Origin of the sequence: Microcystis viridis FACHB-1342 (genome assembly GCF_014698335.1) — a bacterium.
Taxonomy (GTDB): domain Bacteria; phylum Cyanobacteriota; class Cyanobacteriia; order Cyanobacteriales; family Microcystaceae; genus Microcystis; species Microcystis ichthyoblabe_A.
In genome coordinates, this window is record NZ_JACJSV010000009.1 from 12922 (window position 1) to 34665 (window position 21744).

At 40.7% G+C, this 21744-nt stretch carries 22 protein-coding genes and 1 riboswitch; of the genes, 5 read left to right on the forward strand and 17 right to left on the reverse strand.

What is annotated here, in order from left to right:
* Positions 1-65: 65 nt before the first annotated feature.
* The 3 genes from H6G40_RS23135 (at position 66) to H6G40_RS04995 (ending at position 1694) form a co-directional block, all read left to right on the forward strand.
* The gene (locus H6G40_RS23135) at positions 66-290 is read left to right on the forward strand and encodes an element excision factor XisH family protein (RefSeq protein ID WP_069474982.1); all 225 of its coding nucleotides are present in this window, start codon (positions 66-68) and stop codon (positions 288-290) included.
* Complete coding sequence (locus H6G40_RS04990) at positions 278-619, forward strand: XisI protein (protein WP_069474981.1); 342 nt, start codon at positions 278-280, stop codon at positions 617-619. The genes H6G40_RS23135 and H6G40_RS04990 overlap by 13 nt, the downstream gene beginning before the upstream one ends.
* Positions 620-797: 178 nt before the next feature.
* Positions 798-1694 carry a polyphosphate kinase 2 family protein gene (locus H6G40_RS04995; protein ID WP_069474980.1) on the forward strand — a complete coding sequence of 299 codons (897 nt, stop codon included), beginning with the start codon at positions 798-800 and terminating at the stop codon, positions 1692-1694.
* Positions 1695-1794: 100 nt separating this feature from the next.
* Here H6G40_RS04995 and H6G40_RS05000 read toward each other — a convergent pair whose 3' ends face one another.
* The 10 genes from H6G40_RS05000 to H6G40_RS05045 form a co-directional block, all read right to left on the reverse strand.
* The gene (locus tag H6G40_RS05000) at positions 1795-2709 is read right to left on the reverse strand and encodes a DNA adenine methylase (protein ID WP_002733157.1); all 915 of its coding nucleotides are present in this window, start codon (positions 2707-2709) and stop codon (positions 1795-1797) included.
* Positions 2710-2782: 73 nt separating this feature from the next.
* Positions 2783-3298, reverse strand: coding sequence for an alpha/beta hydrolase (locus H6G40_RS05005; RefSeq protein WP_123230515.1), 516 nt, complete (start codon positions 3296-3298; stop codon positions 2783-2785).
* A gap of 167 nt (positions 3299-3465) precedes the next feature.
* Complete coding sequence (locus tag H6G40_RS05010) at positions 3466-3855, reverse strand: hypothetical protein (protein ID WP_002777582.1); 390 nt, start codon at positions 3853-3855, stop codon at positions 3466-3468.
* 166 nt (positions 3856-4021) lie between these two features.
* Positions 4022-4984 carry an orange carotenoid-binding protein gene (locus H6G40_RS05015; RefSeq protein ID WP_002777584.1) on the reverse strand — a complete coding sequence of 321 codons (963 nt, stop codon included), beginning with the start codon at positions 4982-4984 and terminating at the stop codon, positions 4022-4024.
* A gap of 301 nt (positions 4985-5285) precedes the next feature.
* A complete protein-coding gene (locus H6G40_RS05020; RefSeq protein WP_002760935.1) occupies positions 5286-6044 on the reverse strand; it encodes an ABC transporter ATP-binding protein in 759 nt (252 codons plus the stop codon).
* A 70-nt stretch (positions 6045-6114) separates the two neighbouring features.
* Complete coding sequence (locus H6G40_RS05025) at positions 6115-6930, reverse strand: ABC transporter permease (RefSeq protein ID WP_069474978.1); 816 nt, start codon at positions 6928-6930, stop codon at positions 6115-6117.
* A gap of 86 nt (positions 6931-7016) precedes the next feature.
* Complete coding sequence (locus H6G40_RS05030; RefSeq protein WP_069474977.1) at positions 7017-8057, reverse strand: ABC transporter substrate-binding protein; 1041 nt, start codon at positions 8055-8057, stop codon at positions 7017-7019.
* Between the two features lie 63 nt (positions 8058-8120).
* Positions 8121-8810: a hydrogenase nickel incorporation protein HypB gene (gene hypB, locus H6G40_RS05035; RefSeq protein ID WP_002734828.1), complete on the reverse strand. Its 690-nt coding sequence runs from the start codon at positions 8808-8810 to the stop codon at positions 8121-8123.
* Between the two features lie 58 nt (positions 8811-8868).
* The gene (hypA, locus tag H6G40_RS05040; protein WP_002760929.1) at positions 8869-9225 is read right to left on the reverse strand and encodes a hydrogenase maturation nickel metallochaperone HypA; all 357 of its coding nucleotides are present in this window, start codon (positions 9223-9225) and stop codon (positions 8869-8871) included.
* 6 nt (positions 9226-9231) lie between these two features.
* Positions 9232-10410 carry an agmatinase family protein gene (locus H6G40_RS05045; RefSeq protein WP_069474976.1) on the reverse strand — a complete coding sequence of 393 codons (1179 nt, stop codon included), beginning with the start codon at positions 10408-10410 and terminating at the stop codon, positions 9232-9234.
* 68 nt (positions 10411-10478) lie between these two features.
* Positions 10479-10613: riboswitch (guanidine-I (ykkC/yxkD leader) on the reverse strand.
* A 282-nt stretch (positions 10614-10895) separates the two neighbouring features.
* Here H6G40_RS05045 and H6G40_RS05050 point away from each other — a divergent pair.
* Together H6G40_RS05050 and H6G40_RS05055 are read left to right on the forward strand one after the other, a co-directional pair.
* On the forward strand, positions 10896-12317 hold the full coding sequence (locus tag H6G40_RS05050) for a hypothetical protein (RefSeq protein ID WP_190537355.1): 1422 nt from the start codon (positions 10896-10898) through the stop codon (positions 12315-12317).
* On the forward strand, positions 12286-14793 hold the full coding sequence (locus H6G40_RS05055) for a tetratricopeptide repeat protein (RefSeq protein ID WP_190537369.1): 2508 nt from the start codon (positions 12286-12288) through the stop codon (positions 14791-14793). The genes H6G40_RS05050 and H6G40_RS05055 overlap by 32 nt, the downstream gene beginning before the upstream one ends.
* Positions 14794-14911: 118 nt before the next feature.
* Here the strand turns inward: H6G40_RS05055 and H6G40_RS05060 are convergent, their stop codons facing one another.
* The 7 genes from H6G40_RS05060 to H6G40_RS05085 all read right to left on the reverse strand — a co-directional run bounded on the left by H6G40_RS05060 (position 14912) and on the right by H6G40_RS05085 (position 21602).
* Entirely contained in the window at positions 14912-15877 is a 966-nt protein-coding gene (locus tag H6G40_RS05060) for a permease (RefSeq protein ID WP_190537357.1), read from the reverse strand.
* Between the two features lie 161 nt (positions 15878-16038).
* Entirely contained in the window at positions 16039-17376 is a 1338-nt protein-coding gene (locus tag H6G40_RS05065; protein ID WP_069474973.1) for an anthranilate synthase component I, read from the reverse strand.
* Positions 17377-17505: 129 nt separating this feature from the next.
* Complete coding sequence (locus H6G40_RS05070) at positions 17506-17883, reverse strand: hypothetical protein (RefSeq protein WP_002734118.1); 378 nt, start codon at positions 17881-17883, stop codon at positions 17506-17508.
* 36 nt (positions 17884-17919) lie between these two features.
* On the reverse strand, positions 17920-19638 hold the full coding sequence (locus H6G40_RS05075) for an AarF/UbiB family protein (RefSeq protein ID WP_190537359.1): 1719 nt from the start codon (positions 19636-19638) through the stop codon (positions 17920-17922).
* A gap of 146 nt (positions 19639-19784) precedes the next feature.
* Positions 19785-20363: a HEPN domain-containing protein gene (locus tag H6G40_RS05080; protein ID WP_242028711.1), complete on the reverse strand. Its 579-nt coding sequence runs from the start codon at positions 20361-20363 to the stop codon at positions 19785-19787.
* 2 nt (positions 20364-20365) lie between these two features.
* Positions 20366-20545: a hypothetical protein gene (locus H6G40_RS23140; protein ID WP_242028712.1), complete on the reverse strand. Its 180-nt coding sequence runs from the start codon at positions 20543-20545 to the stop codon at positions 20366-20368.
* Positions 20529-21602 (reverse strand): ParA family protein, encoded by a 1074-nt coding sequence (locus H6G40_RS05085; protein ID WP_069474971.1) that lies wholly within the window; start codon positions 21600-21602, stop codon positions 20529-20531. The genes H6G40_RS23140 and H6G40_RS05085 overlap by 17 nt, the downstream gene beginning before the upstream one ends.
* Positions 21603-21744 lie beyond the last annotated feature (142 nt).

Below are 21744 nucleotides of genomic sequence, written 5' to 3' on the forward strand. Positions count from 1 at the left end.
TGTAATATAGCGTTTCCTAAGCTAGTGAGGTACACCTGTTTTTCTTCCCCTTTGCCCTTTGCCTTTTGCCTCTTGCCTTTTGCCTAAAACCCATAACTTTTGTACCTCAGCAGACTGAAAAACGCTATAAATATCTTGTATGTATTAATTTCTTTATTTTTTTAATCGGACAAGAAATTTATGAAAAGTTTTTCGCTCAAGCTGCCATACAAATAATCTTGCAAAAGTATCAAATTTTATTGTTAATTGTTGACACTAATCAGGAGGAAATAGTTCAATGGATAAACTAAATTATTATCAAAACATAATCAAGAAAATTCTCACAGAATATGCAGAAATTTCCTCACAAGTACCCGATCAAGACATAGAAGAAATATTGATGTTTGACGATAATAGAAGCCAATATCTTTGGTTTAATATTGGCTGGAAAAATGGCAAACGAATTAAAGCAATTTCCGTTTATCTTCGTCTAAAAAATGACAAAATTTATATTGAAGAAGATTGGACAGAAGCAGGTATCGCCACGGAATTAATGCGCTTAGGAATTCCCAGCAGTGAGATAGTTTTAGCTTTTCAACCTCCCGAAGTGCGTCAGTTTACCGAGTTTGCGATCGCCTAAAAATTATTCTTTACTTTCTCTTCAGATGAGGAGTCGCTAAAATCGAGTATTTAAATATACTTGTTTCTCGGTCATTGCTGCCACTTCATCCTTGACTCGCCAGTTCAAGGGTTGGATATTTTCCGAGCAAAAGTGCTACAATGTAATTTTAGGGGTCAAAACAATCAAGGAGAAGAGCATGGTCAGCAAAATTGATCGCCAAGCATTTTTACAATCCTTAATCGTGCCACCGGGTAAAGAAATTTCTCTGCACAAAGACTACGATCCTGGGTTTAAGCCAGACTACATTACCAAAGAAGATGCCACACTGCTGCTGCAACAGGGGATCGAAAAAATGGCCGAGTTTCAAGATAAACTCTATGCCCAGGATACCTATGCCCTCTTAATTAATCTGCAAGCCATGGATGCGGCGGGTAAAGATGGTACGATCAGACACGTTATGTCGGGCTTAAATCCCCAAGGCTGTCAGGTATTTAGCTTTAAAGTTCCCTCGGCCGAAGAACTAGATCACGATTATCTCTGGCGATATTATAAAGCTTTACCAGAGCGGGGTCGTATCGGTATTTTTAATCGTTCCTACTACGAAGAATTATTAGTCGTGCGCGTCCATCAAGATTTATTGGAACGGCAAAAACTCCCCCCAGAAGACAGAACCAAGAAAGTTTGGCAGCGACGTTTTGAGGAGATTAATAATTTTGAAAAATATCTAGTTAACAATGGGGTTATTGTCCTAAAATTCTTTCTCAATGTTTCTAAAGAAGAACAGAAAAAACGATTTTTAGAAAGAATTGATCGCCCCGAAAAAAACTGGAAGTTTTCCGAAAATGATGTCAAAGAAAGAGCTTTTTGGGATGATTACACGAAAGCCTACGAGGAGGTATTCAATCATACCAGTACCGAGTGGGCCCCCTGGTATATTATCCCGGCTGATCGCAAATGGTTTACCCGTTTAGCTGTGGGGGCGGTTATTTATCACACCCTGGAATCCCTCGGTTTACGATATCCCACCGTCACGGAAGAACATCGCCAAGCTTTACTGAAAGCCAAAGAAATCCTCGAAAACGAGCCAGATTAAAAATGGAAGAAAATCCCGAAAAAGCGATAATTGCCAGAAAATCGATCTCTTGAAGAAATATTTTTATTCATGTCGTCTTTTCTGTTAGGCTGAATTTTTGTCAGTTATTGATCAGTAATTCCCAGATTTCTCCCCTATTATTGCCCTGGGAATTAATATTTCTTCGGGCTTTTACCCTTTGAATATTATAATTTTTATATAAGTCATCAAAAAAATTATTGTCAGAGTCAAAGTTTTTAAGGTCGGAATTGCTTAAAATAAATTTATAACCCGCTCGATCGACTTGATCGATAAATTGTTTTAATCGCATTTGCTCCTCATCGTTAAAATCTTCTTTGGTATAAGAGGTAAAAGCTGATGTTTTTTTAATCGGTTTATAGGGAGGATCAAAATAAAATAAAGTCTTGTTATTGGCATAATTTAGAGTTTGGACAAAATCTCCTTGTAGGATCGTCACTTTCTGTAAATGATGATTGACAGCTAATAAGTTTTCTTCATTGCAGATCAACGGTTTGACATATTTTCCAAAGGGGACATTAAAAAGTCCTTTGCTATTGACTCTATAAAGTCCATTAAAACAAGTTCTATTGAGAAATAATAACAAAACTGTTTTTTCTAGACAGTCATCGCAGCTGCGAGAATTAAATTCTATTCTTTTATCCAAAAAAAACTTTTGTTGTTCCTCTAGATTTTTAAGTTCATAAAAATCCTGCTGAATTTTTTTAAGCTTGACTATTAATTCTTTGACATTATTTTTAATAACATTATAAGCCATGATTAAATCAGGATTAATGTCATTAATAATGACTTTTTGGACAGGAGAAAAATCATTTAAGACTGAGAATAAAACTGCCCCACCTCCGACAAAAGGTTCAATGTAGTTAAACTGACAATTTTGAGAAATCTGGGAATTAATCAAAGATAGAATATTGGGAACCAGTTGAGTTTTGCCTCCCGCCCACTTTAAAAAAGGTTTGGCACTAACTGTTTTCCTTTCAGACAAAGAAGTGGTCATTATTCCTACCAGATTATCCTAATCTATTCAATTTACAGCGCAATTCATGAAAACCTGAAAGGCGGATTTGATATCAGAAAGGTAAACGGGGCATTTTTTTCAATACTGACTCAATTTGGTTGATTAAATCCAGCAGACGATTGCCATCCACATGAACCTCGCTGGTGGGATAATTAGCGAGGACTTCGATGATTTGAATCTCATTATCATTAAGTGCAGAAGTGACTAAGGCACCGCGTAAAGCTTGCCGACTAGCAGCTCTATTGGGGGTATGGACAATTTCAGTCGCATAATCTAGCAAACTTTCGCCAAAAAAACTATTAAGAAATTTGGAAAGAAAGACGGCATCCACCGCTACCCGACGATTAAGGATTTTGCGGAATTCTTCAGGTTTTTGGTTAGCCATCTTTAATTGTGCCGCTAAAGCGGGGGCTAATTCGCCTGTTTCGCTCAATTGCTTTAATTCTGATACCGATACGGACCCTTGGAAGATGTAGTATTTGATGATAGCTGATTCGGCGGCTGACAAAGGCTGACAAACACCGAGAAAGATAGATATTCCTAGGGGAAGTAAAAGATTTTTGAACATAAACCAAAGGTACAAAACAAGCGAAAAGCGATCAGGATGATTGACTCATTCTAGCGAAATTGGTTGCCGCTTAGGAAAAACTGAAGACGGTGTTGGTTATCTAGAGATGAATTTTCTAGTCACCCAACTAGAAGCAGAAAGCTGATAGCTTAATGCCAATCATTAATTTACATTCGCGAGAGGGCAGCGATTTTTGCTAGTTTATCTTTTTCCAAACCGTTGAGATCCTCTAGCTTCAACCATCCTTCCTTTAATAGTTGAGCAAAGACAAAAATTAGGGAAGTATAGCGATACTCATATTTACCATCAATCTGATGTCGTCGGGCGCTTAGATAATCGTGCATTTGCCAGATATCATCTAAAACCGTGATCTGACCAGACTGTTCTTTAATATGTTCTATTAAAGTCCTAGTTTCTCGCTGATAAGCTTTTTGGAAAGCAGTTTGAGCAATTTCTTGTTCGGTATCTGACCAAATTATTTCACTCATAGGCATGATTTTAGTTTTAGGGATGATAATTTTGGGTTTTTGAACTACCTCGACTCTTTTCGCCCACATCTGTAAGAATGATTGTTTAGTTATTCTTACCTAGATCGCAGAAGAAACCGGTGTATTTACCAATTTTTTTAAGTCAGCCTTTTAATTGTATAAAAAAAAGAGTTCACTTGACAAGGAACTCTAATAAGTTTCATCAGAATTTTTAATGATTTCTCTCAGTAGCTATTTAGCCACGGGCAAAGTTTAATAATTCTTTCGGAGAAGCTAATAAATCGATCGCCACGAAGAAAATTTTATTATCAGGAGTTAGGAGGAAGCGCCATGCCATATTCATACCCACACCCGCACCAAACCAGGGGGTTTGTACTTTTCCCGTCACTTTAATCTGAGTAAAACCGTCATCGGCGGGTTCCACCACACCGCGTTCGGGGATTAATTTTAAATTTTGGCATTCTTCGCGGAAAAAGCGATATACTGCCTCTTTACCGACGACGGGACGTTGGAAAGGTGGTTGCAGAGCGCCGTCAGGGGTGAATAATTCAATTAATACATCAAAGTCATTAGCGTTGAGGTTGTCCATATAGTTGAGGACGGTGGCATTGGTAACGCCTTCAATGCTAACTTTGGTCCGTTCGGCAATATTTTGGGGAGGAACCACGGGTTCGGAAATACGGTTATAATCGCCCAGTTTCTTCGGATCGTAGCCCATATCGACCACACAATTCCGCAGAACGGTGATTTGTTGTCCCGACTCTAATTTTTTAATCCCGTCTAAAACGGCACTAGCATTAGCAGATAGTTCATAACCCTTGGGAATTGGGGCAACACTGCCATCTTCCATCCATTGTCCTAATTGATACCAGAATCCCAGCTTGATATTAGCAGACCAAGTGCCATAGGTACGACAAATCGGGGTGTCAGCATGGTTGGCTAAGTCGCACATCACCTGCGACTGTTGCAGGGGTGACATCTGCCGAATTTCATTCATGGTTTTTTCGGCAAAGACCATACTAGCAGCGCCGGGGGCGGCAACGGTGATGGTTTTGCCCATTTCTAGATAGGCAAACCAAATCAAGGCTAGTTGATCTTCGGTATTCAGCTGATTGAAACGCGCAATCGTGGCAGGAACCACATCCGCTGACAGCGTGTTGGGGAAAATGCTCCGCGCTGATTCGATCGTAAACGGCATAGATTCACCTTGAAGTAAAGTTTTGTATCAATTTACCCTCATTCTATCATATTTGCGCCCCAAGGCAGCACCACTAGAGAAACTTTCCCAAAAAAAGCTGTACTTTAGATCACACTTACCCGGGATTATCACAAAATCTTAATGGTTGAACAACTGTTCCATCACTTATTTAGGGTTGGCGGCAGCAGCGAGCGATCGCTGTTTGGCGATGCTAGATAATGAAAAGTATCTCTAGAGGATGATTTTTGCTGCTCTAACTCGTTTTCAACCCGGGACTACTCTTGATCATCCCTAGTTTTTTCTAGGATTTCTCACCCCGTAGCAGGCCGTAAATTTCATCGGTATAGTCATAAAACTGAGCTTGTCGTTTAATTTTATGATTACGATCTAGGGGTAAATTAATTGTTAATTCTCGTTGTATAGTCCCGGGCCTAGCACTCAAAACATAAATACGTTGAGCTAAAAAAACCGCTTCATCCACATCATGGGTAATCATTAAAATACTACACCTAATTTTTTGCCAAATTTCAATTAAATATTCGTGCATTCTTTCTTTGGTTTGTACATCTAAAGCTGCAAAGGGTTCGTCCATTAATAAAACTTTGGGATGACAAGCAAGAGAACGGGCGATCGCTACCCGTTGTTTCATCCCACCCGATAGTTCTCTGGGGTAAGCATTAGCGAATTGAGTTAAACCGACAATATCCAGATAATAACAGGCCACTTCCCAGCATTCTTTTGTCGATAATCCCTGTAGTTTTAAGCCAAATTCAACATTTTTTTGGATCGTCATCCAGGGATAGAGTGTATAATTTTGGAAAACCATGCCGCGATCGGCTCCTGGCCCTGTCACTTCAACACCATCAACGGTAATTTTGCCGGAAGTGGGCAGCTCTAAACCCGCAATCATTCGCAACAAAGTTGATTTTCCCGAACCAGAGGCCCCGACCGCACAGACAAATTCAGCACTTTCAACGTGTAAATTAATATCTTTCAGAGCGACCACAGCACCTCGTTTAGTGGTGAAAATTTTATTGAGTTGAGTAATTTCTAAGTGCATTAAGGTTCTTCTCTTATCATTAAAATAACTTTATTGGTGACATAATCAACTCTGTTATTGAGTTTTTAAGTTAACGAGTAATTGACCATTTACAAGTCCACTGCAAAAACAAACGAAAACTTAAATCTAGGGCAAAGCCAATAATTCCCAGGACAATTAAACAGGCAAAAATTTCATCGGTTCTCAGAAATTTCTGGGCCAATAAAATCCGTTTGCCTAATCCATTATCGGCCGCCACCAATTCCGCCACCACTACCAAATTCCAGGCGGCTGCCATATTAACACGAAAAGTATCGATAACATTAGGAATAATATAGGGAGTAATCACTTTAAATAAAACCTGTTTTCGAGTTCCTCCAAGGGTATAAGTTACTTCGATCAATTCACGGGGAATGAACTTAACTGCATCCATAATCATCAGGGTATTAAAGAAAATTGTCCCGATAAAAATGAGCATAATCTTTGATGTTTCTCCAATACCCAAATAAATAACCAATAGGGGAATAAAAGCAGGAGCGGGCATATAACGTACAACGCCAATGATCGGTTCCATTAAACTACGAATACTCGGAAAAGTTCCCATTAAAATCCCCAGGGGAATAGCAAACAATCCTCCCCAAAAAAAGCCCCCAACTACTCGTAAAAAACTGGTAATAGTATCTTGAATTAAAAAGCCCTGTTCTGCCAATTTTCCTAGGGCCTGAATAACGGCTAAAGGAGAAGGCAAAAATACGGATTCAATGCCCGCAAAACTAGAGATTAGTAACCAGAAAATAAGCGGGACAATAATAGAGGAAACCATTAAAGTCCATTTGAGGGATTCGGGAATATCCTCGGTAATCCGCCAAAAAGTGCTTTGAGGAAGCGTTTTAGGTGTTGTGGTCATGGGATTTGCCAAAGAAAAGAATAATTTTGATAGCCAATATCACCCAGTTATCAAACAATTCTTGAAGTCAATGATCGAGGGACTAATTAGGATTTTTTGTCTTGATTTGCCAACGACTTGACAAATTTGGGCTCTAAAATGGTTGTTAGATCGGGGACTTTTTTAATAAAGCCAACTTCCCTCATAAAACCAGCCATTTTTTGAGCGGCAAAGGGCATATTTTTCATGGTTTTCCCCGGACTAAAAGCTTCTAAGTTTTCTTCTAAGGTGAAAAACTTCGTTCCCTCTTTATATAAGGCCAATTCTTCTGGGCTAATGCCGGCACGCTTGGCCATAATCTCATCGGCTTTTTGGGGATTTTTAGCCATAAACTCTCGAACATCAAACCAGGTTTTGACAAGAGCCTGAACCTGTTCTGGTTTTTCTTTGATTAATTTGGCACTGACAACTAATAAATCGGGAATAGCACCGGGAAAAGCTTTGGAACTAATTAATTCTTTAGAACCTTTTCTTTTAAGGGCTGTTGACCAAAAAGGTGGAAAAGCACCAACTGCATCTACTTTTCCCGATGCAAAAGCGGCAGCAGCAGCCCCTGTTTCCATGGGGACAATTTGCACATCTTTACGGCTCATTCCTTCTTTTTCTAGAGCTAAACTGAGGAGAAAATCACCGACAACGCCTTCTTCGACTGCAACTTTTTTGCCTTTTAAATCTTGAATAGTTTTAATCTCTTCTGTGACAATAACTTTGTCATTTCCTGACGAGTTATCATTAACTAAAACAGCAACTTGACCATTCACTGCATCTCCCGCAAAAGCGATTGTATCGTTGAGAGTTTGACTATTTCCATCTAATTGTCCGGCGGCCAAAGCTTGTAAGGATTCAAGATAACCATCAAACCATTTCATTTGAACATTAGCCCCATTTTTAGCAAATAATCCCTCTTCTTCAGCGATCGCCCATGGCCACCAACCGGCCCAGTTACTATAACCAATGACAATCGGGGCAGTATTACTCAGAGAACTACTTGCATTGGGGGTTTGCTGAGGAGCTTGATTGCAACTAATGGTCAGGAGTAAGCTACTAAAAAAAACGAGAAGTAAGGAGAAAAAATGGCGCCGTTTCATAGGTAATAGCCTTTAGAGATGACAGCTAGTAAAACAGAAATAAATCTCAAAAACTGTTACTGATTAACAATTCAAAAACCTCGGAATATTGACTTGGCTTTTTAGCCAATTTAACCAGTCTTCTAAACCTTCTCCTGTTTGAGCAGAAAGAGCGATAATCTTTACATCGGGATTCATAGAACGAACATTTGCTTCTAAACGTTGTAAATCAATCTCTAAATAAGGAGCCAGATCTAATTTGGTAATAATCAGACAATCCGCTTCTTGAAACATAATTGGATATTTGAGGGGTTTATCTTCTCCTTCAGTAATACTTAATAGAGCAACTTTAGCGTGTTCCCCTACCTCAAATTCGGCGGGACAAACTAAATTTCCCACATTTTCCACCAACAATAAATCAAACTCTTTGGGGTTATAATCTTCTTTGAAACGATGAATTCCCCCAGCTACCATTTTGGAATCTAAGTGACAGGAGCGACCTGTATTAATGGCAATTACCGGAACTCCATATTGTCTCAGGCGCTCTGCATCTAGTTCTGTAGTCATATCGCCTTCAATAACAGCCATTTTTAATTGATCTTTTAAGGCTGCGAGGGTTTTTTCCAATAATACAGTTTTACCCGCACCAGGACTACTCATCAGGTTTAAACAGGTAATGCCCCACTCGTCAAAATGTTCCCGGTTGTGATCGGCTCCTGCTTGATTGGCATGAAGTAGATTAATTTCTAGGGCTGCGTCAAAAGTTTGGTGCATTTTAGTTGAGAATGAATAATTGATCATCGAACTTGTAGAAGCGATCGCCCAACTTTGTTTAAGAATCTAAAGAATATTCAATGTGGTCAATTTTTAACTCTCGACCTGAACGAATATCCTCCATCGGCGATCGACAAGTTGGGCAGGAATATTGCTGGCCAATTTGGGGTTGATAATCCTTTTGACAGCAATGACAATAAGCAATTAGGGGAATATTTTTAATCGCTAATTCCACGCCAGCCAGAAAAGTATTGGCAGTTTGAACTTCAAAGGCAAATTGTAAACTGACTGGTTCGACACAGGTAAATTCACCAACCATGAGATGAATTTTTTCAATTTTGAGCTTTTCAGGTTGGCTATCATACCAATCTCGAACTGTCATAATTAACGCCTTGGTCATATCAGTTTCGTGCATAGGAAATTACTGCCAGGGTTCGTCAACGGCCAGATTGGCATCAGGATGAATATAATAGGGCTTTTCTTTACGCGGTAATTGACCTGAAATAACCAGATGGGCCATGGCATCACAAATAACACGGGTAGCCATCAAAGAGGTCATATCACTAATATCGTAGGGAGGGGAAACTTCCACCACTTCCATACCACAAATGGGAGCTTTTTGGATAATTTTACCTAATAAAGCTAAGGCTTCACGGGGTAATAAACCCCCCGGTTCTGGCCAACCCGTGCCGGGGACAAAACCGGCATCAATGCAATCAATATCAAAACTAATCCAAACGCAATCCGTACCATCTAAAGCTCGTTCTAAGGCAAATTCGGCGGCCGCATCAATGCCTCGTTCCACAATGTCGGTGACGGTCAAAATATTAGTGGCCCGCTCGCGGCAAACTTTAACACCTTGACGGGGAACTTGCCAACCACCAATCCCTAATTGGACGAGATTTTTAGCAGGAGCATTTTTCATATTGGTGGCATGAAACCAGGGGCAAGTGTGCATCCGTTCATCTAAATCCGTTTCCTGGGTATCCACATGGCGATCAAAGTGAATAATACCAACTTTTTTATTCCCTAAATGCCGACAAATACCCCGCACTGTCGGAAAACCAATAGAATGATCACCCCCTAAAATAATCGGCAAGGCACCGGAACTAAAGACATGGGCAACCCCTTTAGAGATTTGATCAAAGGACTTTTCATTATTAGCAGGAATGGTGAAAATATCCCCTAAATCACAGAGCGTAATTTGTTCGCGCAGATCTACCCCTAATTCAAAATTGTAGGGCGTATAAAGGGCCGAAATCCGCCGAATTCCCTGGGGTCCAAAACGAGTTCCGGGTCGGTAAGTTGTCCCCGAATCATGGGGAACACCGACGATGGCCACGTCATAATTGCCCACATTCCGCACATCTTCCAAATAGGGGGCCTTCATAAAGGTGTTAATTCCCGCATAGTGGGGTAACTCACCCCTGGAAAAGGTGGGAATACTGCGATCGCGAATACTATCGGCCGCCTCTAAACCGTAGGTTAACCCCTGGGAAACTTCCTGTTGCCAACCGGTTAGGGGCAAATGGCGTTCTTTTTCTAGGGCCTGTTGAGCTTCAGTTACATGAGGGGGTTGAAAAGTAGATTCCTCGGACATCATTTTACCTCAAAATACAATAACCCGGGAGTCTTCAAAGACACTGCCTCAAAACAGTTATCCTTAAAGTCTCCCGGGCTTTTATCCCGCCGTGTAGCCAGCTTAGACGGAAAAAATGTTTGATCCGCTCATTTAAGACTAGCTTGCTCCTCTCGGACCTGACATTTAAGGACGCTTAAATCGGAACCCTAGAAGCAATTTTCTTGACATTAGACGATCTCAATCCCAAAAACAGTATCATAGACTACACAAAAGGGGATTTTTTCCCGCTTAAATATGGTTTGCTGAATAATTAGGTGGGTATTAAAAACTTTCAGATGCCCCCCTTATTAAGGGGGGATTAAAGGGGGGACTAAGGGGGGATCGGCATCCTCCTTATCAAGGGGGGCTAGGGGGGATCGAACCTAAAATCCATTTTTAATTTAATTATAACCAGCTACTTATATAATAAAAAGTATCTCCAGAGAATGATTTTTCCTGTCTCTATGCAACACCCCTCTCTGACTCGCTTTGAACCTGCGACTACTCTTGATGAAATCCATTTAACTATATCTCCTGAACCCCTATTAACTCAGAAGGAAATAGATGCTTTTTATCGAGAAGAAATGAATAAAGTGAGAGGGGAAGATAAAATTCAGCTTCTAAAATTAGGGTTAAAACGGGTCATAGATACGCAACAATATTACAAAGCCTGTTTAATGGGACACACGGGGGTAGGCAAATCGACAGAATTAACTCGTTTAATTAATGATCATGAGATTAAACAGCATTTTGAACCCCTGCGATTTAGTGTTTTAAGTGAACTCGATGCGATTAATTTCAGTCCCCTTGATGTGTTTCTCTTTATGGTGGTGGAAATTGTTGAGAAAACCGCTAAAATTTCTCGACAACCCAGTGATGAAAATTTACAAAAGCTTTGGGATTGGTTTAGTTCTGAAGAATTTACCCGCAAGGAAACCAGAGAAAGTCAAATCAAAACGGAAGCAGGAGCGGGAGTAAAGGAAGATTCTTTCTGGAATAAAATTCTCGGACTTTTTGCCTCTCTCAAGGGAGAATTCCGGTTTGCTTCCTCGCGAGAGAAAAAAGTTGTTGAATACCGTCTTTCCCGTTCCAGAGATTTAATTAATATTGCTAATCAACTCCTGAAAGAGTGTAATCAGAACTTACAGGAAACTATGCAGAGAAGCTGGTTAATTATTGGAGAAGACTTCGATAAAGCTGGTGTTTCACAAGAAGCGGTCAGGGATTTATTTTTAAACTATTCTAACATTTTCAAAGATTTAGACATTCACATTATTTTTAATATTCCGATTGGATTGTATAATTCATCTCCTGGGATTAACCTCACTTTTGACCATAATCTCCTGATTCCCGATACTCCAGTTTTTTGCCAAAAAGATCATACTCCTAACCAAAAAGGACGGGAAGCGGTTAGAAAAGTTTTAGAAGCAAGAGTTAAATCTAATTTATTTGAAGATGGACAAATAGAGCGGGTTATTATTGCCTCTGGTGGCAATATCAGAGATTTATTTTATTTAGTTAGAGAAGCTTCTGATGAGGCAATTGTCAATCAACAAAATCTGATCATGTCTAGTCATATTAGCAGGGCAATTCGCAGTTTAAGAACAGAATATGAAAGACGTTTAGGCCAAAATCCTTATGATATCGATTCTGTTAGTTATGGGGATAAGGTATTATTGTTAAAACGAATTTATGATGCTAATCCAGAAGCACAAATTCCCAATGAGATATTATACGCTTTATTAAATGATCGAGCGATTCAAGAAGTAGATGGAGACGGGGAAAGATGCTTTATGGTGCATCCCCTTGTGGTTGATATTTTAAATGCTCAAGGTCGTATTCCTACTGGTCCCGATGGAGGTGTCCCCGGTGGTACATCAAGTTAATCAAACTAATCAATCGGAGTTAGAACCGGGTACTATTTCCCATACGGCAGCTCGTTTGCTATTATGGGGACGAAGACCATCTAGAGGTTTAGCTAGGGTGGAATTTTATGATGAGTTTTCCCGTCAGCAAGTAGTTAGAGAATTAGAGAATAAACTGCAAGAACAAGGCATTATTTTTCATAAAATTGTCTTACCAAGATGGGAAAAACCCTCTTTTGTCTTGAACTTCTTGTTAACACAATTGGCAGAATTGGAGTCGGGAGTAGTATCAATTACTGGTTTTGAAACCGCTTTTTCTGATGTTTCCCTAGTAGATGCCTTGCAATTAATTAATTTCAATCGAGAAAATTTAGCTCGCTTTAATCTCCGACAAATTTGGTGGATGAATCATGATTTTACTAACAAAGTTATTCGGTATATGCCAGATTTAAATTCTTGGTTTTTCCTGCGGTTATTTTTAACAGAAAATTCAACCCAAGCTACCAACTATAATCAGCTATTTACCGATAAAAATACCGTTCATGATCCCTATAATTTACCAGGAACAGCAGTTAACTTTGTTGGTAGAGAACAGGAATTATCCCGGATTCATCAAGCTTTTCAGCAATCTTCCCCAATTGTTTTAAGTGGGATGGGAGGTTCGGGAAAAACTGAATTAGCTTTACAGTATGCTTGGCAACATAAAGGGGATTATCCTGCGGGTATTTGTTGGATAAATGTCCTTAACAGTGACCCCGGTTTGGCTATTTTATTTTTTGCCAGAGAATACCTGGGTTTAAACATCCCCAATCAGGGAACCTTAAGTGAACGAGTGCGTTACTGTTGGCAAAATTGGCCCGAGGGAAATGCTTTAATTATTTTTGATGATGTGCGTGACTACGACCAAATTACATCTTATCTACCACCGGGAAAAGATTCTCGTTTTCGGGTTTTAATTACCACTCGCTTTAGTTACTTAGGGGTATCGCTATCAACGATAAACTTAGATGTTCTCACGGCAGCGCAAGCTTTAGATTTACTGCAAACCTACTTAGGAAAAGAACGTCTAACCGCGGAGTTAGAGGCAGCCAAGCAACTTTGTCAGTGTTTAGGATATTTGCCTCTAGGATTACAATTACTAGGCAGTTTTCTGAGACAAGCAACCACTGAAACTTTAGCAAATATCAAGGAAAAATTCCCCAAAAAAGGCTTAAAATATCTCAACTCTGATAAGGAGGAAGTCCGCAGTATTAAAACAATTCTGGATCTCAGTTGGCAACTGTTAGAAACAGAAAAACAAAAATTAGCTCTTTATCTCAGTTTATTTGCTTCGGCACCTTTTCCCAAGCACTTAATCATCAGTTTATTTTCTGATGAAGCTAAAGACGAGATAGAAAAATGGTTAACCGATAGCTTGGTTAAGCTTAATTTGCTGAAATCTTTAGGCAATGAATGGTATCAACTGCATCCCCTCATCCGTCTTTATCTACGGGAAAAATTAGAAGGTTCCGAGATAGCCAATACCGCAAAAAGTCGTTATTGTACGGTGATGACAGATACATCGAGAACAGTCCCCGAAACTCCTACTCTAGATATTATTCAAAATCTGACTCCCTTAATTCCCCATATTGAACAAGCTGTCAGGGAATATCCCCAATATATCGCTGATGAGGATTTAGTTTCGTCCTATACGGGTTTAGCTCGTTATTATAAAGGACAAGGATTGTATGCTATTGCTGAACCTTACTATCAAGCTTGTTTAACCGCAACTCGAACTCGCTTAGGAGAAAATCATCCCCATGTGGCACTTTCCCTCAACAATTTAGCACTATTGTACCAATCCCAAGGCAGGTACACAGAAGCGGAACCTCTCCATCTAGAAGCTTTAGATTTGTATAAACGACTCTTAGGAGACAATCATCCCGATGTGGCAACTTCCCTCAACAATTTAGCAGCATTGTACCGTTCCCAAGGCAGGTACACAGAAGCAGAACCTCTCTATCTAGAAGCATTAGATTTGAGAAAACAACTCTTAGGAGACAATCATCCCGATGTGGCAACTTCCCTCAACAATTTAGCAGCATTGTACCGTTCCCAAGGCAGGTACACAGAAGCAGAACCTCTCTATCTAGAAGCTTTAGATTTGAGAAAACGACTCTTAGGAGACAATCATCCCCATGTGGCAACTTCCCTCAACAATTTAGCAGGATTGTACGAATCCCAAGGTAGATACTCAGAAGCGGAACCTCTCTATCTAGAAGCATTAGATTTGAGAAAACGACTCTTAGGAGACAATCATCCCGATGTGGCAACTTCCCTCAACAATTTAGCAGCATTGTACGATTCCCAAGGCAGGTACACAGAAGCGGAACCTCTCTATCGAGAAGCGATTAAGATTGCTACCCAAGTATTAGGAGACAATCATCCCGATAGCCAAACAATTATGGAGAACTATAAAACTATGTTGTCGCAACTCCGACAAGCAGAATTAAGATGAGTTAGAGTTTAAATGCTTAGGAAAATAGGGTTCGTAGGCGCACGGATTTTCCATTATGAATATAGTATCATGTCAAGGGGCTTTTGTCAAGAGAAAATTTTTTTGACCCGGAAGAAATTCAACCTAGATAAAAACTGAGGATCAGAGCCACTAAAAAACTCATTAACAGGCATAAAATTCCGAAATAAAGGACGATTTTAGCACGGAAAGCTGATAGGAGAAGGATAAAAGCTTTAATATCAATGAGGGAAGCGACCAGTAAAAAAGCTAGAGTGGAACCCACGGACAGATTAGTAATTAAAGAACCGGGGACAAAAGTGCTAAGACTGGCATTAACAGGGAGAGTGAAACCAAAAAACAACTGCACGAGAATTTGAGTAACGGGAGTATTCCCCCAGGCAATTAATTGACTCTGAGGTAATAATAACTGAAAGACACTAGCGATCGCACAGCCAATAATTAATAATCCCCCTAATTCCAGTGCTTCATCGATAAAGTTATCGAGAAATAACTGCACAGAAATTGGCCAAGCTTGCCTATCTCTAGTTTTATACTCATAAACAAGACTGCCGACTCTTTGTAGGGGTTGACTGGCTGCTTCCTCCGGTAAAAAACTACCGGAAAGAACTAAACTCGATTCTAGGGGAATTTCACTATCGGTGCGGGGTTTTTCCCGATAGAAACTAAAGAGAGTGCCGATAAAAATTGCCATTAACCAGACCGAAAGCGATCGATAGAAGAAAATACTAGAATAGCTGAAAGTCTGCCAAGTTAGCCAAAGAGTGACGATATTTAGGGTAGGTGCAGCGGTGAGAAAGCTAAACACCACCCCTGGGGGTACTCCCTCTAATAAGAATCTTCTAGCGACGGGAATCGTGCCGTATTGTCCGACGGGTAAGATTAATCCGATGGCACTGCCAACGATCGCTCCTAACAGTCGATTACGGGGAAATATCGCCGCTAATCGCTGTTTATTGACGAAAACCAGCAAAAAACTGGAAACGGCTGCCCCGAAAAGTAAAAAGGGAAGCGAGGTCAAGACTAAACTAAGAAAAAAAGTAACGGCGATAGAAATTTGATTCATGAATAGGGTTCAAGATCGGAAGCTATCCTACAAAATAGCAGATAAGGTAAAAAGTAAGTAGTCGTGCCAAATTAATTTCTTGGTTAGGATAGGCACTCATGCAAAAGGCAAAAGGCACTCATGCAAGATGCAACAATAGGTTAGTTTGTTGAAATCAACAATTAAAAAGAACGTAAAGCGATTAATTGTGCCTCAGCTTTATGAAGGGATTCTAACCATTCTTTTTCGGGATCGCTATCGGCAACTATTCCCGCTCCCACTTGTCCCCAAACGGTGTTTAAATTCCCTTGAGTAGTCATTAATAGGGTACGGATGAGAATATTCAAATCTAAATGACCCCGTAGGTCAATATAGCCACAGGAACCATAGAATAAATTGCGTCGCATCGGTTCCAATTCTTCGATAATTTCTAGACAGCGAACTTTCGGACAACCGGTAATTGTTCCCCCGGGGAAAAGAGCTTTAATTAAATCAATAGCATGATACTTTTTATCTAATTTTCCTCGAACATTACTGACCAAGTGCATAACATGACTATAACGCTCGATCGTCAGTAATTCATCCACATCCACCGATCCCCATTCACAAACTCTACCTAGATCATTACGTTCTAGATCCACTAGCATAATATGCTCGGCCTGTTCTTTTTTATTAGTTAATAGTTCCTCGGCCAATTGTCGATCGAGTGCCTCGGTTTTACCCCGGGGACGGGTTCCAGCGATCGGTCTAGTGCTGGCTATTCCCCTTTCTAATTTGACCAATCTTTCGGGAGAACAACTAATCATTTCTCCCCAAGGGGTGCGCCAATAACTGGCAAAAGGAGAAGGGTTAATCTGTTGTAAACTGCGATAAATTTGCCATCCTTTTGCCCTAGTTGTGCTTTGAAATCTTAGGGATAAATTTGCTTGAAAAATATCACCTTTTCTGATATAATCTAAGGCTTTTTTAACAGCTTTTTCGTAGTCGAGTTGAGAAGTATAAAAGATTAAGGGAGAGGGTTGGGGATCGATGAACTCAAAATCGGGGTTAGTGGTTAAAGATTGTTCGTATTTATCTAAATCTTCGGGTTTAGTGGCAGCTAACCAGAGAATTTGTGCTTGGTGATCGAGAATGGCAAAACTATCCGGTTCATACCAATAAGCGACGGGAAAAGGGAGAGTATCAGCTTTCCTGTCGGGTAATTTTTCTATTTCCCAAGCTAAATCGTAGCCTAACCACCCCAACCAACCGCCATGGAAGGGAAGATGATCGGGAAGATGATCACATCGGGGTTGGGGGAGTAAACTGCTTAAAAAGGGCAAAATTTCCCCTAATGCAGGGGTCCAAAGCTGACGCGGGGAACCAGCACAAAGAGAGTAACGGGAGAGGGAATTACCCGGATAGGGACTTTCTAGTAAAGTAGCGATCGCATCTTGGGAGAATAAGCAGGCAAAAACCTCGGAACCAGTGCGCTGATGCAGAGGAAGCGATCGCCAATGCCATGCTAAAGGTTTTTGCATCTAAAATCGCGGGCCAAAATAGCTGGAAAATTGGGTATAACTAGGGTTTTGGTGTTAGTTGTGGGGGAGTTGATCTTTCCTATCTGCTAACACCTATTATCTTAGTCCTAAATGTTTGCTGCCTCGTAATTATCCCCGATAATCGAGGTCAATTTCTTTAGAACCGCCGCGCTGTAATTGGCCTAACAATTCCCCTAACTGACTCCAAACCAAACCACCGATAAAGATAGTCATCGGGAGAGAGATAGCGTAGGCAACCCAACCATTGAGAATAAATATATCTAATCCCGAGGCCAGGAAAAGACAGATTCCTACACAAATACCAATAAAAGGAATTTGTAAGGAACTGGATTTTAAAAGATTTTGATCGTCTGAACCCTTATTTTTATACCAATTGTTAACCACTTGCTTGAGACTAGCTTCAAAAGCGGCCCCGCAGGTAATACCGATAAATAAACCGGCAAAAACTAGAAAATAGGGAGGTTGGGGCAGAAAATAATAATCCATAGAAAAAGTGATTAAGCGATAATGACCTTAAACACTTTAACGCGAACTGGTTTCTCGCGGAAGGACAGCGGCCACACCTTGGGACGATAATTCCCGAAAAGCGCTCATGGCCACATCCAAGAGTCGCCGCGGTTGCAATTCTCCTTGAATTAAACCCCAGAGACGTTGCACTTCGGCAGTATGGAGACGGTCATCTTCCGTTAAAGCTAATAGCAATTGACGACGCAGATAACGACCTTCTTCCGAGAGAAGAAAAGTGATGCCTAATTGCGCTGTGGGCAGTAAATCGAAGTTACTTTCCGATCGAGCCATTGTAATCATGTTTTCTAGGCGTTGCCACTGGAATTTACCGTCTTTGAACAGCACATCCAGTAAACGCCGGCGCAGTTGAGGCGATTCCCCGGTCAGGAGACGTTTAGCGACGTAGGGATAGGCCACTTGGACGATTTTGAAGTTAGGATCGAGGGTAAGGGCCACCCCTTCTTGGGTGACGAGGGAACGAATAATCAGGGCGAATTTGGCGGGAATCCGGAAGGGATATTGGTACATCAATTCGGAGAACTCATCGGTAATAGTGCGGAAATTGAAGTCACCGACCCTTTGACCGATGGCATTGCCTAAAACCCGTTCTAGAGCCGGAATAATGGGTTTTATATCCGTTTCTGGGGTTAAAAATCCCAGTTTGACAAAGTTGGCGGCCAGGTTTTCGTAGTCTTTGTTAATTAAATCGACGACGCAACTAGCGAGGGTTTCTTTAGTTTCCTCCTCTAACTGGTCCATCATGCCAAAATCAATATAGGCCATGCGACCATCAAAAGTGGCGAAAAGATTACCCGGGTGGGGATCAGCGTGGAAAAAGCCGTGTTCGAGGAGTTGCTGTAATCCGGAGGTTACGCCGATTTTAACGATATTATTGGGGTCTAATCCTAAAGCTTTGATGTTCTCGGTATCGGTGAGTTTATAGCCATCAATCCATTCCAGGGTGAGGACGCGGCGACCGCTATAACGCCAGTAGATACTGGGAACTTTAACTTCGGGGTTATTTTGGAAGTTGGTGGCGAATTTTTCGGCGTTGCGACCTTCGTTTTGATAGTCGATTTCCTCAAAGAGTTTGGTGCCGAATTCATCGACAATCAGGGTGAGGTCGTGGCCGAGATTGAGGGGTAATAAACGGCCGAATTTTTGGGCGGCCCAGCGCATTAGATATAAATCAAGGCTTAAAAGCGCCCGCAGCCCCGGTCTTTGCACTTTAACGGCTACTTCTTCGCCGGTGGGTAGAATAGCTTTGTAAACCTGTCCTAAACTAGCGGCAGCCACAGGGGTGGGGGATATTTCTCGATAGGCTTTTTCTACAGGCATCCCCAATTCTGTCTCGATAAGGGCAAAAGCGATGTGGTTATCGAAGGGGGTAAGTTGGTCCTGCAGTTTAACTAATTCGTCTAAAAAGTCTTTGCGAACGAGGTCGGGGCGGGTAGAGAGAGCTTGACCGACTTTGATGAAGGTGGGACCCAAACGGGTGAGAATTTGCCTAAGTTCGCTGGCACGCCGGTATTTATTGGCTTCTTCTTGCTTTGTCCATTTGTCCCAGAGGAGACTGAGGAGAAATAATCCTAAAGACCAAGTAATCACGAAAGCGCGACCGAACAATTGCCAAGGTTTGTAACGGTATTGTTGAGCGATCGCTTCTGCACTGTAAGGAGTGAACTGTGTTTCTTCTCGTTTCCGGTCAGTTTGACTGTCTTGATGCCGACTCACTAGCTAATCTCTATATATCTTACGCCACTTCATATTGTAGCTAAGTTCTTGACTTCAGTATACAAAACTACACATTATTTAATAATTGTTATAATTCCCTGAGAAATCATAAGTATTTATGGATGGACTGCCGGGGAAATTTTCGGCTAGTGGATGTCCTCAAGTACCTGATGGATATTTTCAACAAGCTGTTCTATAAAGGTAACGGCATCATTAACGAGATTTTCATCGATATTCCAGCGACTGCCAATGCCGTAACTCGGGTCTATATCAGCTTCGTGGGCGATTTTGTTCCTTCGATCAACAATTATGCTAAGTTGGCTTTTAATATCTTTGGCTGGTTTATTTAGTTTGCTGGCCACTTCTTCCCACAATTTCTTGGCTGAAATTAATCTAATGGCCTCCGCTATCTTGTCCGGTTGTTGAAAGCTTTTATATCTGAGGTTTTCTCTAATTTCAGTCTCTAGCCAATAATTACTATTAAGTTTGTTGGTGAGGAGATTTTCAATCATTGGTAGTACCTCGGAAATTGAGCGAGATTCTTGATCAAAAAAAGAACCGTAGTTTTGTTGAATTTCGTTCTCTAACCAAGAGCCAATACTAATAGCTATCAATCGTTCTTGTCGTGCGCCATTCAAGGAGACTTGAAAACGAGAAAAGGCAGATTGAGAACTGTTAGGAGTGGGAGAAGGTTCTGAACGTTGGCCTCGATAAATTTCTAGCATTCCTAGAGTAACCACTTCGTGAACATAATATCTAAAGCGCTCACAGTCAGGACTAAAGCGGCTCTGAGGATATCCGATACATCTAGGTCCGAAGTAGTCTGAGATTTGAGGGAATTGTGGATAGCGATCAAGTCACGAACGCGGGCAAGACTAAGGCGAAATTGTTCAATGGCTAACTGCATAAATCTCGGAGGTAAGACCGATAACTTTGTCTGCTAAGTCAGAAAAAATCTTTTTAAAGTCCTCTTGTTTTTCTTGGGCTTTACCTAACACTTTACCCTGCCACTTAGCTGATTTCAATTGTTCAGCAGTTAGCGCAAAAACAGGCATTTGATGCTCTTGAGATAAGGCAATAAGACTATTAAAATTAGGAATTTTTACTAGAGTACAGCAGTCTGGTACACCATTCTGATCGTAGATAAATTTCGGTAGCATCATGCCATTTTTTCCTAGGGCTGGAATCATTTTATTGCCGATATTTTCCTCGATTGTGTTAATCCAGTTTTCAAAGGCTTTTGTTTCTTTTCCACGAATAATTCGATAGTTTTGAACAATAGTTCCCAAAAAATGTAGGTTAACTTCAGGGAAGGGATAGTTGGCGGTTTTGAGAATTGGTAAAGCACTAGCTGCCTTGGCCCATTGGTGCCACTTAGGCAAGATTTTAGTTAAAGAATCGATAGCCATAACCGAGAAAAAATCCGCTGTGGTTGGCACAATAAAAAAGTTGCTGGTCATCAGTATATTTTGATTGATTGACCCCAAACTGGGACTCATATCGATTAAAATATAGTCAGCTTGAAATCTTTCGGCAGTTTTGTCTAATAAATATGTAATCGCACCAGGGAGATTTTTTAAAGCCTGAATTGACCCACTAAGTTCTTGAGCAATACCTAGGGTAACTTCATATTCAGCTAACCCCACATGACCGGGCAATAGAAATAAACGATCACGACCATCAATAGGAATACAGTCCACAGCTTCAATTAATCTCGGTTGAGACTCAAAAGCAGGTGCTAAAGCTGTTTTAATATTATAGTAAGTATTGTAGATGGCTTGTAGTCTTTCCTCCCTATCTTCACTTTCTTTAGCCAAAGCCATACCAGTTAAGTTACATTGGGGATCGGTATCGACAATAATTACTCTTTTGCCCTTCTCAGCAAGCATCCAACCAAGGTTAAAAGTGGTTGTAGTTTTGCTGACTCCACCTTTATGATTAAAAAAAGCTATTTTTTGCACCATGGCATTAATTATATTTGAAGATTGTTGCCCTTGGTCATTATTGTAACATCAGTGTGGAGATTTTGCCATGATTTCTAGGCTAGAATCAGAGTTTCGGATTACTCGTTTTAATGCCTAGCAATTAAGGAAAAATTGCGCCGTG

Excerpts from the sequence above, each read along its gene's own strand:
- H6G40_RS04995 (WP_069474980.1), top strand. The coding sequence starts at position 798 with ATGGTCAGCAAAATTGATCGCCAAGCATTTTTACAATCCTTAATCGTG.
- H6G40_RS05030 (WP_069474977.1), bottom strand. The coding sequence starts at position 8,057 with ATGAAACGGCGCCATTTTTTCTCCTTACTTCTCGTTTTTTTTAGTAGC.
- H6G40_RS05015 (WP_002777584.1), bottom strand. The coding sequence starts at position 4,984 with ATGCCGTTTACGATCGAATCAGCGCGGAGCATTTTCCCCAACACGCTG.
- hypB (WP_002734828.1), bottom strand. The coding sequence starts at position 8,810 with ATGCACCAAACTTTTGACGCAGCCCTAGAAATTAATCTACTTCATGCC.
- H6G40_RS05020 (WP_002760935.1), bottom strand. The coding sequence starts at position 6,044 with ATGCACTTAGAAATTACTCAACTCAATAAAATTTTCACCACTAAACGA.
- H6G40_RS05050 (WP_190537355.1), top strand. The coding sequence starts at position 10,896 with ATGCAACACCCCTCTCTGACTCGCTTTGAACCTGCGACTACTCTTGAT.
- H6G40_RS05000 (WP_002733157.1), bottom strand. The coding sequence starts at position 2,709 with ATGACCACTTCTTTGTCTGAAAGGAAAACAGTTAGTGCCAAACCTTTT.
- H6G40_RS05010 (WP_002777582.1), bottom strand. The coding sequence starts at position 3,855 with ATGTGGGCGAAAAGAGTCGAGGTAGTTCAAAAACCCAAAATTATCATC.
- H6G40_RS05025 (WP_069474978.1), bottom strand. The coding sequence starts at position 6,930 with ATGACCACAACACCTAAAACGCTTCCTCAAAGCACTTTTTGGCGGATT.
- H6G40_RS05065 (WP_069474973.1), bottom strand. The coding sequence starts at position 17,376 with ATGCAAAAACCTTTAGCATGGCATTGGCGATCGCTTCCTCTGCATCAG.
- H6G40_RS04990 (WP_069474981.1), top strand. The coding sequence starts at position 278 with ATGGATAAACTAAATTATTATCAAAACATAATCAAGAAAATTCTCACA.
- H6G40_RS23140 (WP_242028712.1), bottom strand. The coding sequence starts at position 20,545 with ATGCAGTTAGCCATTGAACAATTTCGCCTTAGTCTTGCCCGCGTTCGT.
- H6G40_RS05070 (WP_002734118.1), bottom strand. The coding sequence starts at position 17,883 with ATGGATTATTATTTTCTGCCCCAACCTCCCTATTTTCTAGTTTTTGCC.
- H6G40_RS05045 (WP_069474976.1), bottom strand. The coding sequence starts at position 10,410 with ATGTCCGAGGAATCTACTTTTCAACCCCCTCATGTAACTGAAGCTCAA.
- H6G40_RS05055 (WP_190537369.1), top strand. The coding sequence starts at position 12,286 with ATGGAGGTGTCCCCGGTGGTACATCAAGTTAATCAAACTAATCAATCG.
- H6G40_RS05005 (WP_123230515.1), bottom strand. The coding sequence starts at position 3,298 with ATGTTCAAAAATCTTTTACTTCCCCTAGGAATATCTATCTTTCTCGGT.
- H6G40_RS05080 (WP_242028711.1), bottom strand. The coding sequence starts at position 20,363 with ATGCTAGAAATTTATCGAGGCCAACGTTCAGAACCTTCTCCCACTCCT.
- hypA (WP_002760929.1), bottom strand. The coding sequence starts at position 9,225 with ATGCACGAAACTGATATGACCAAGGCGTTAATTATGACAGTTCGAGAT.
- H6G40_RS05060 (WP_190537357.1), bottom strand. The coding sequence starts at position 15,877 with ATGAATCAAATTTCTATCGCCGTTACTTTTTTTCTTAGTTTAGTCTTG.
- H6G40_RS05085 (WP_069474971.1), bottom strand. The coding sequence starts at position 21,602 with ATGGTGCAAAAAATAGCTTTTTTTAATCATAAAGGTGGAGTCAGCAAA.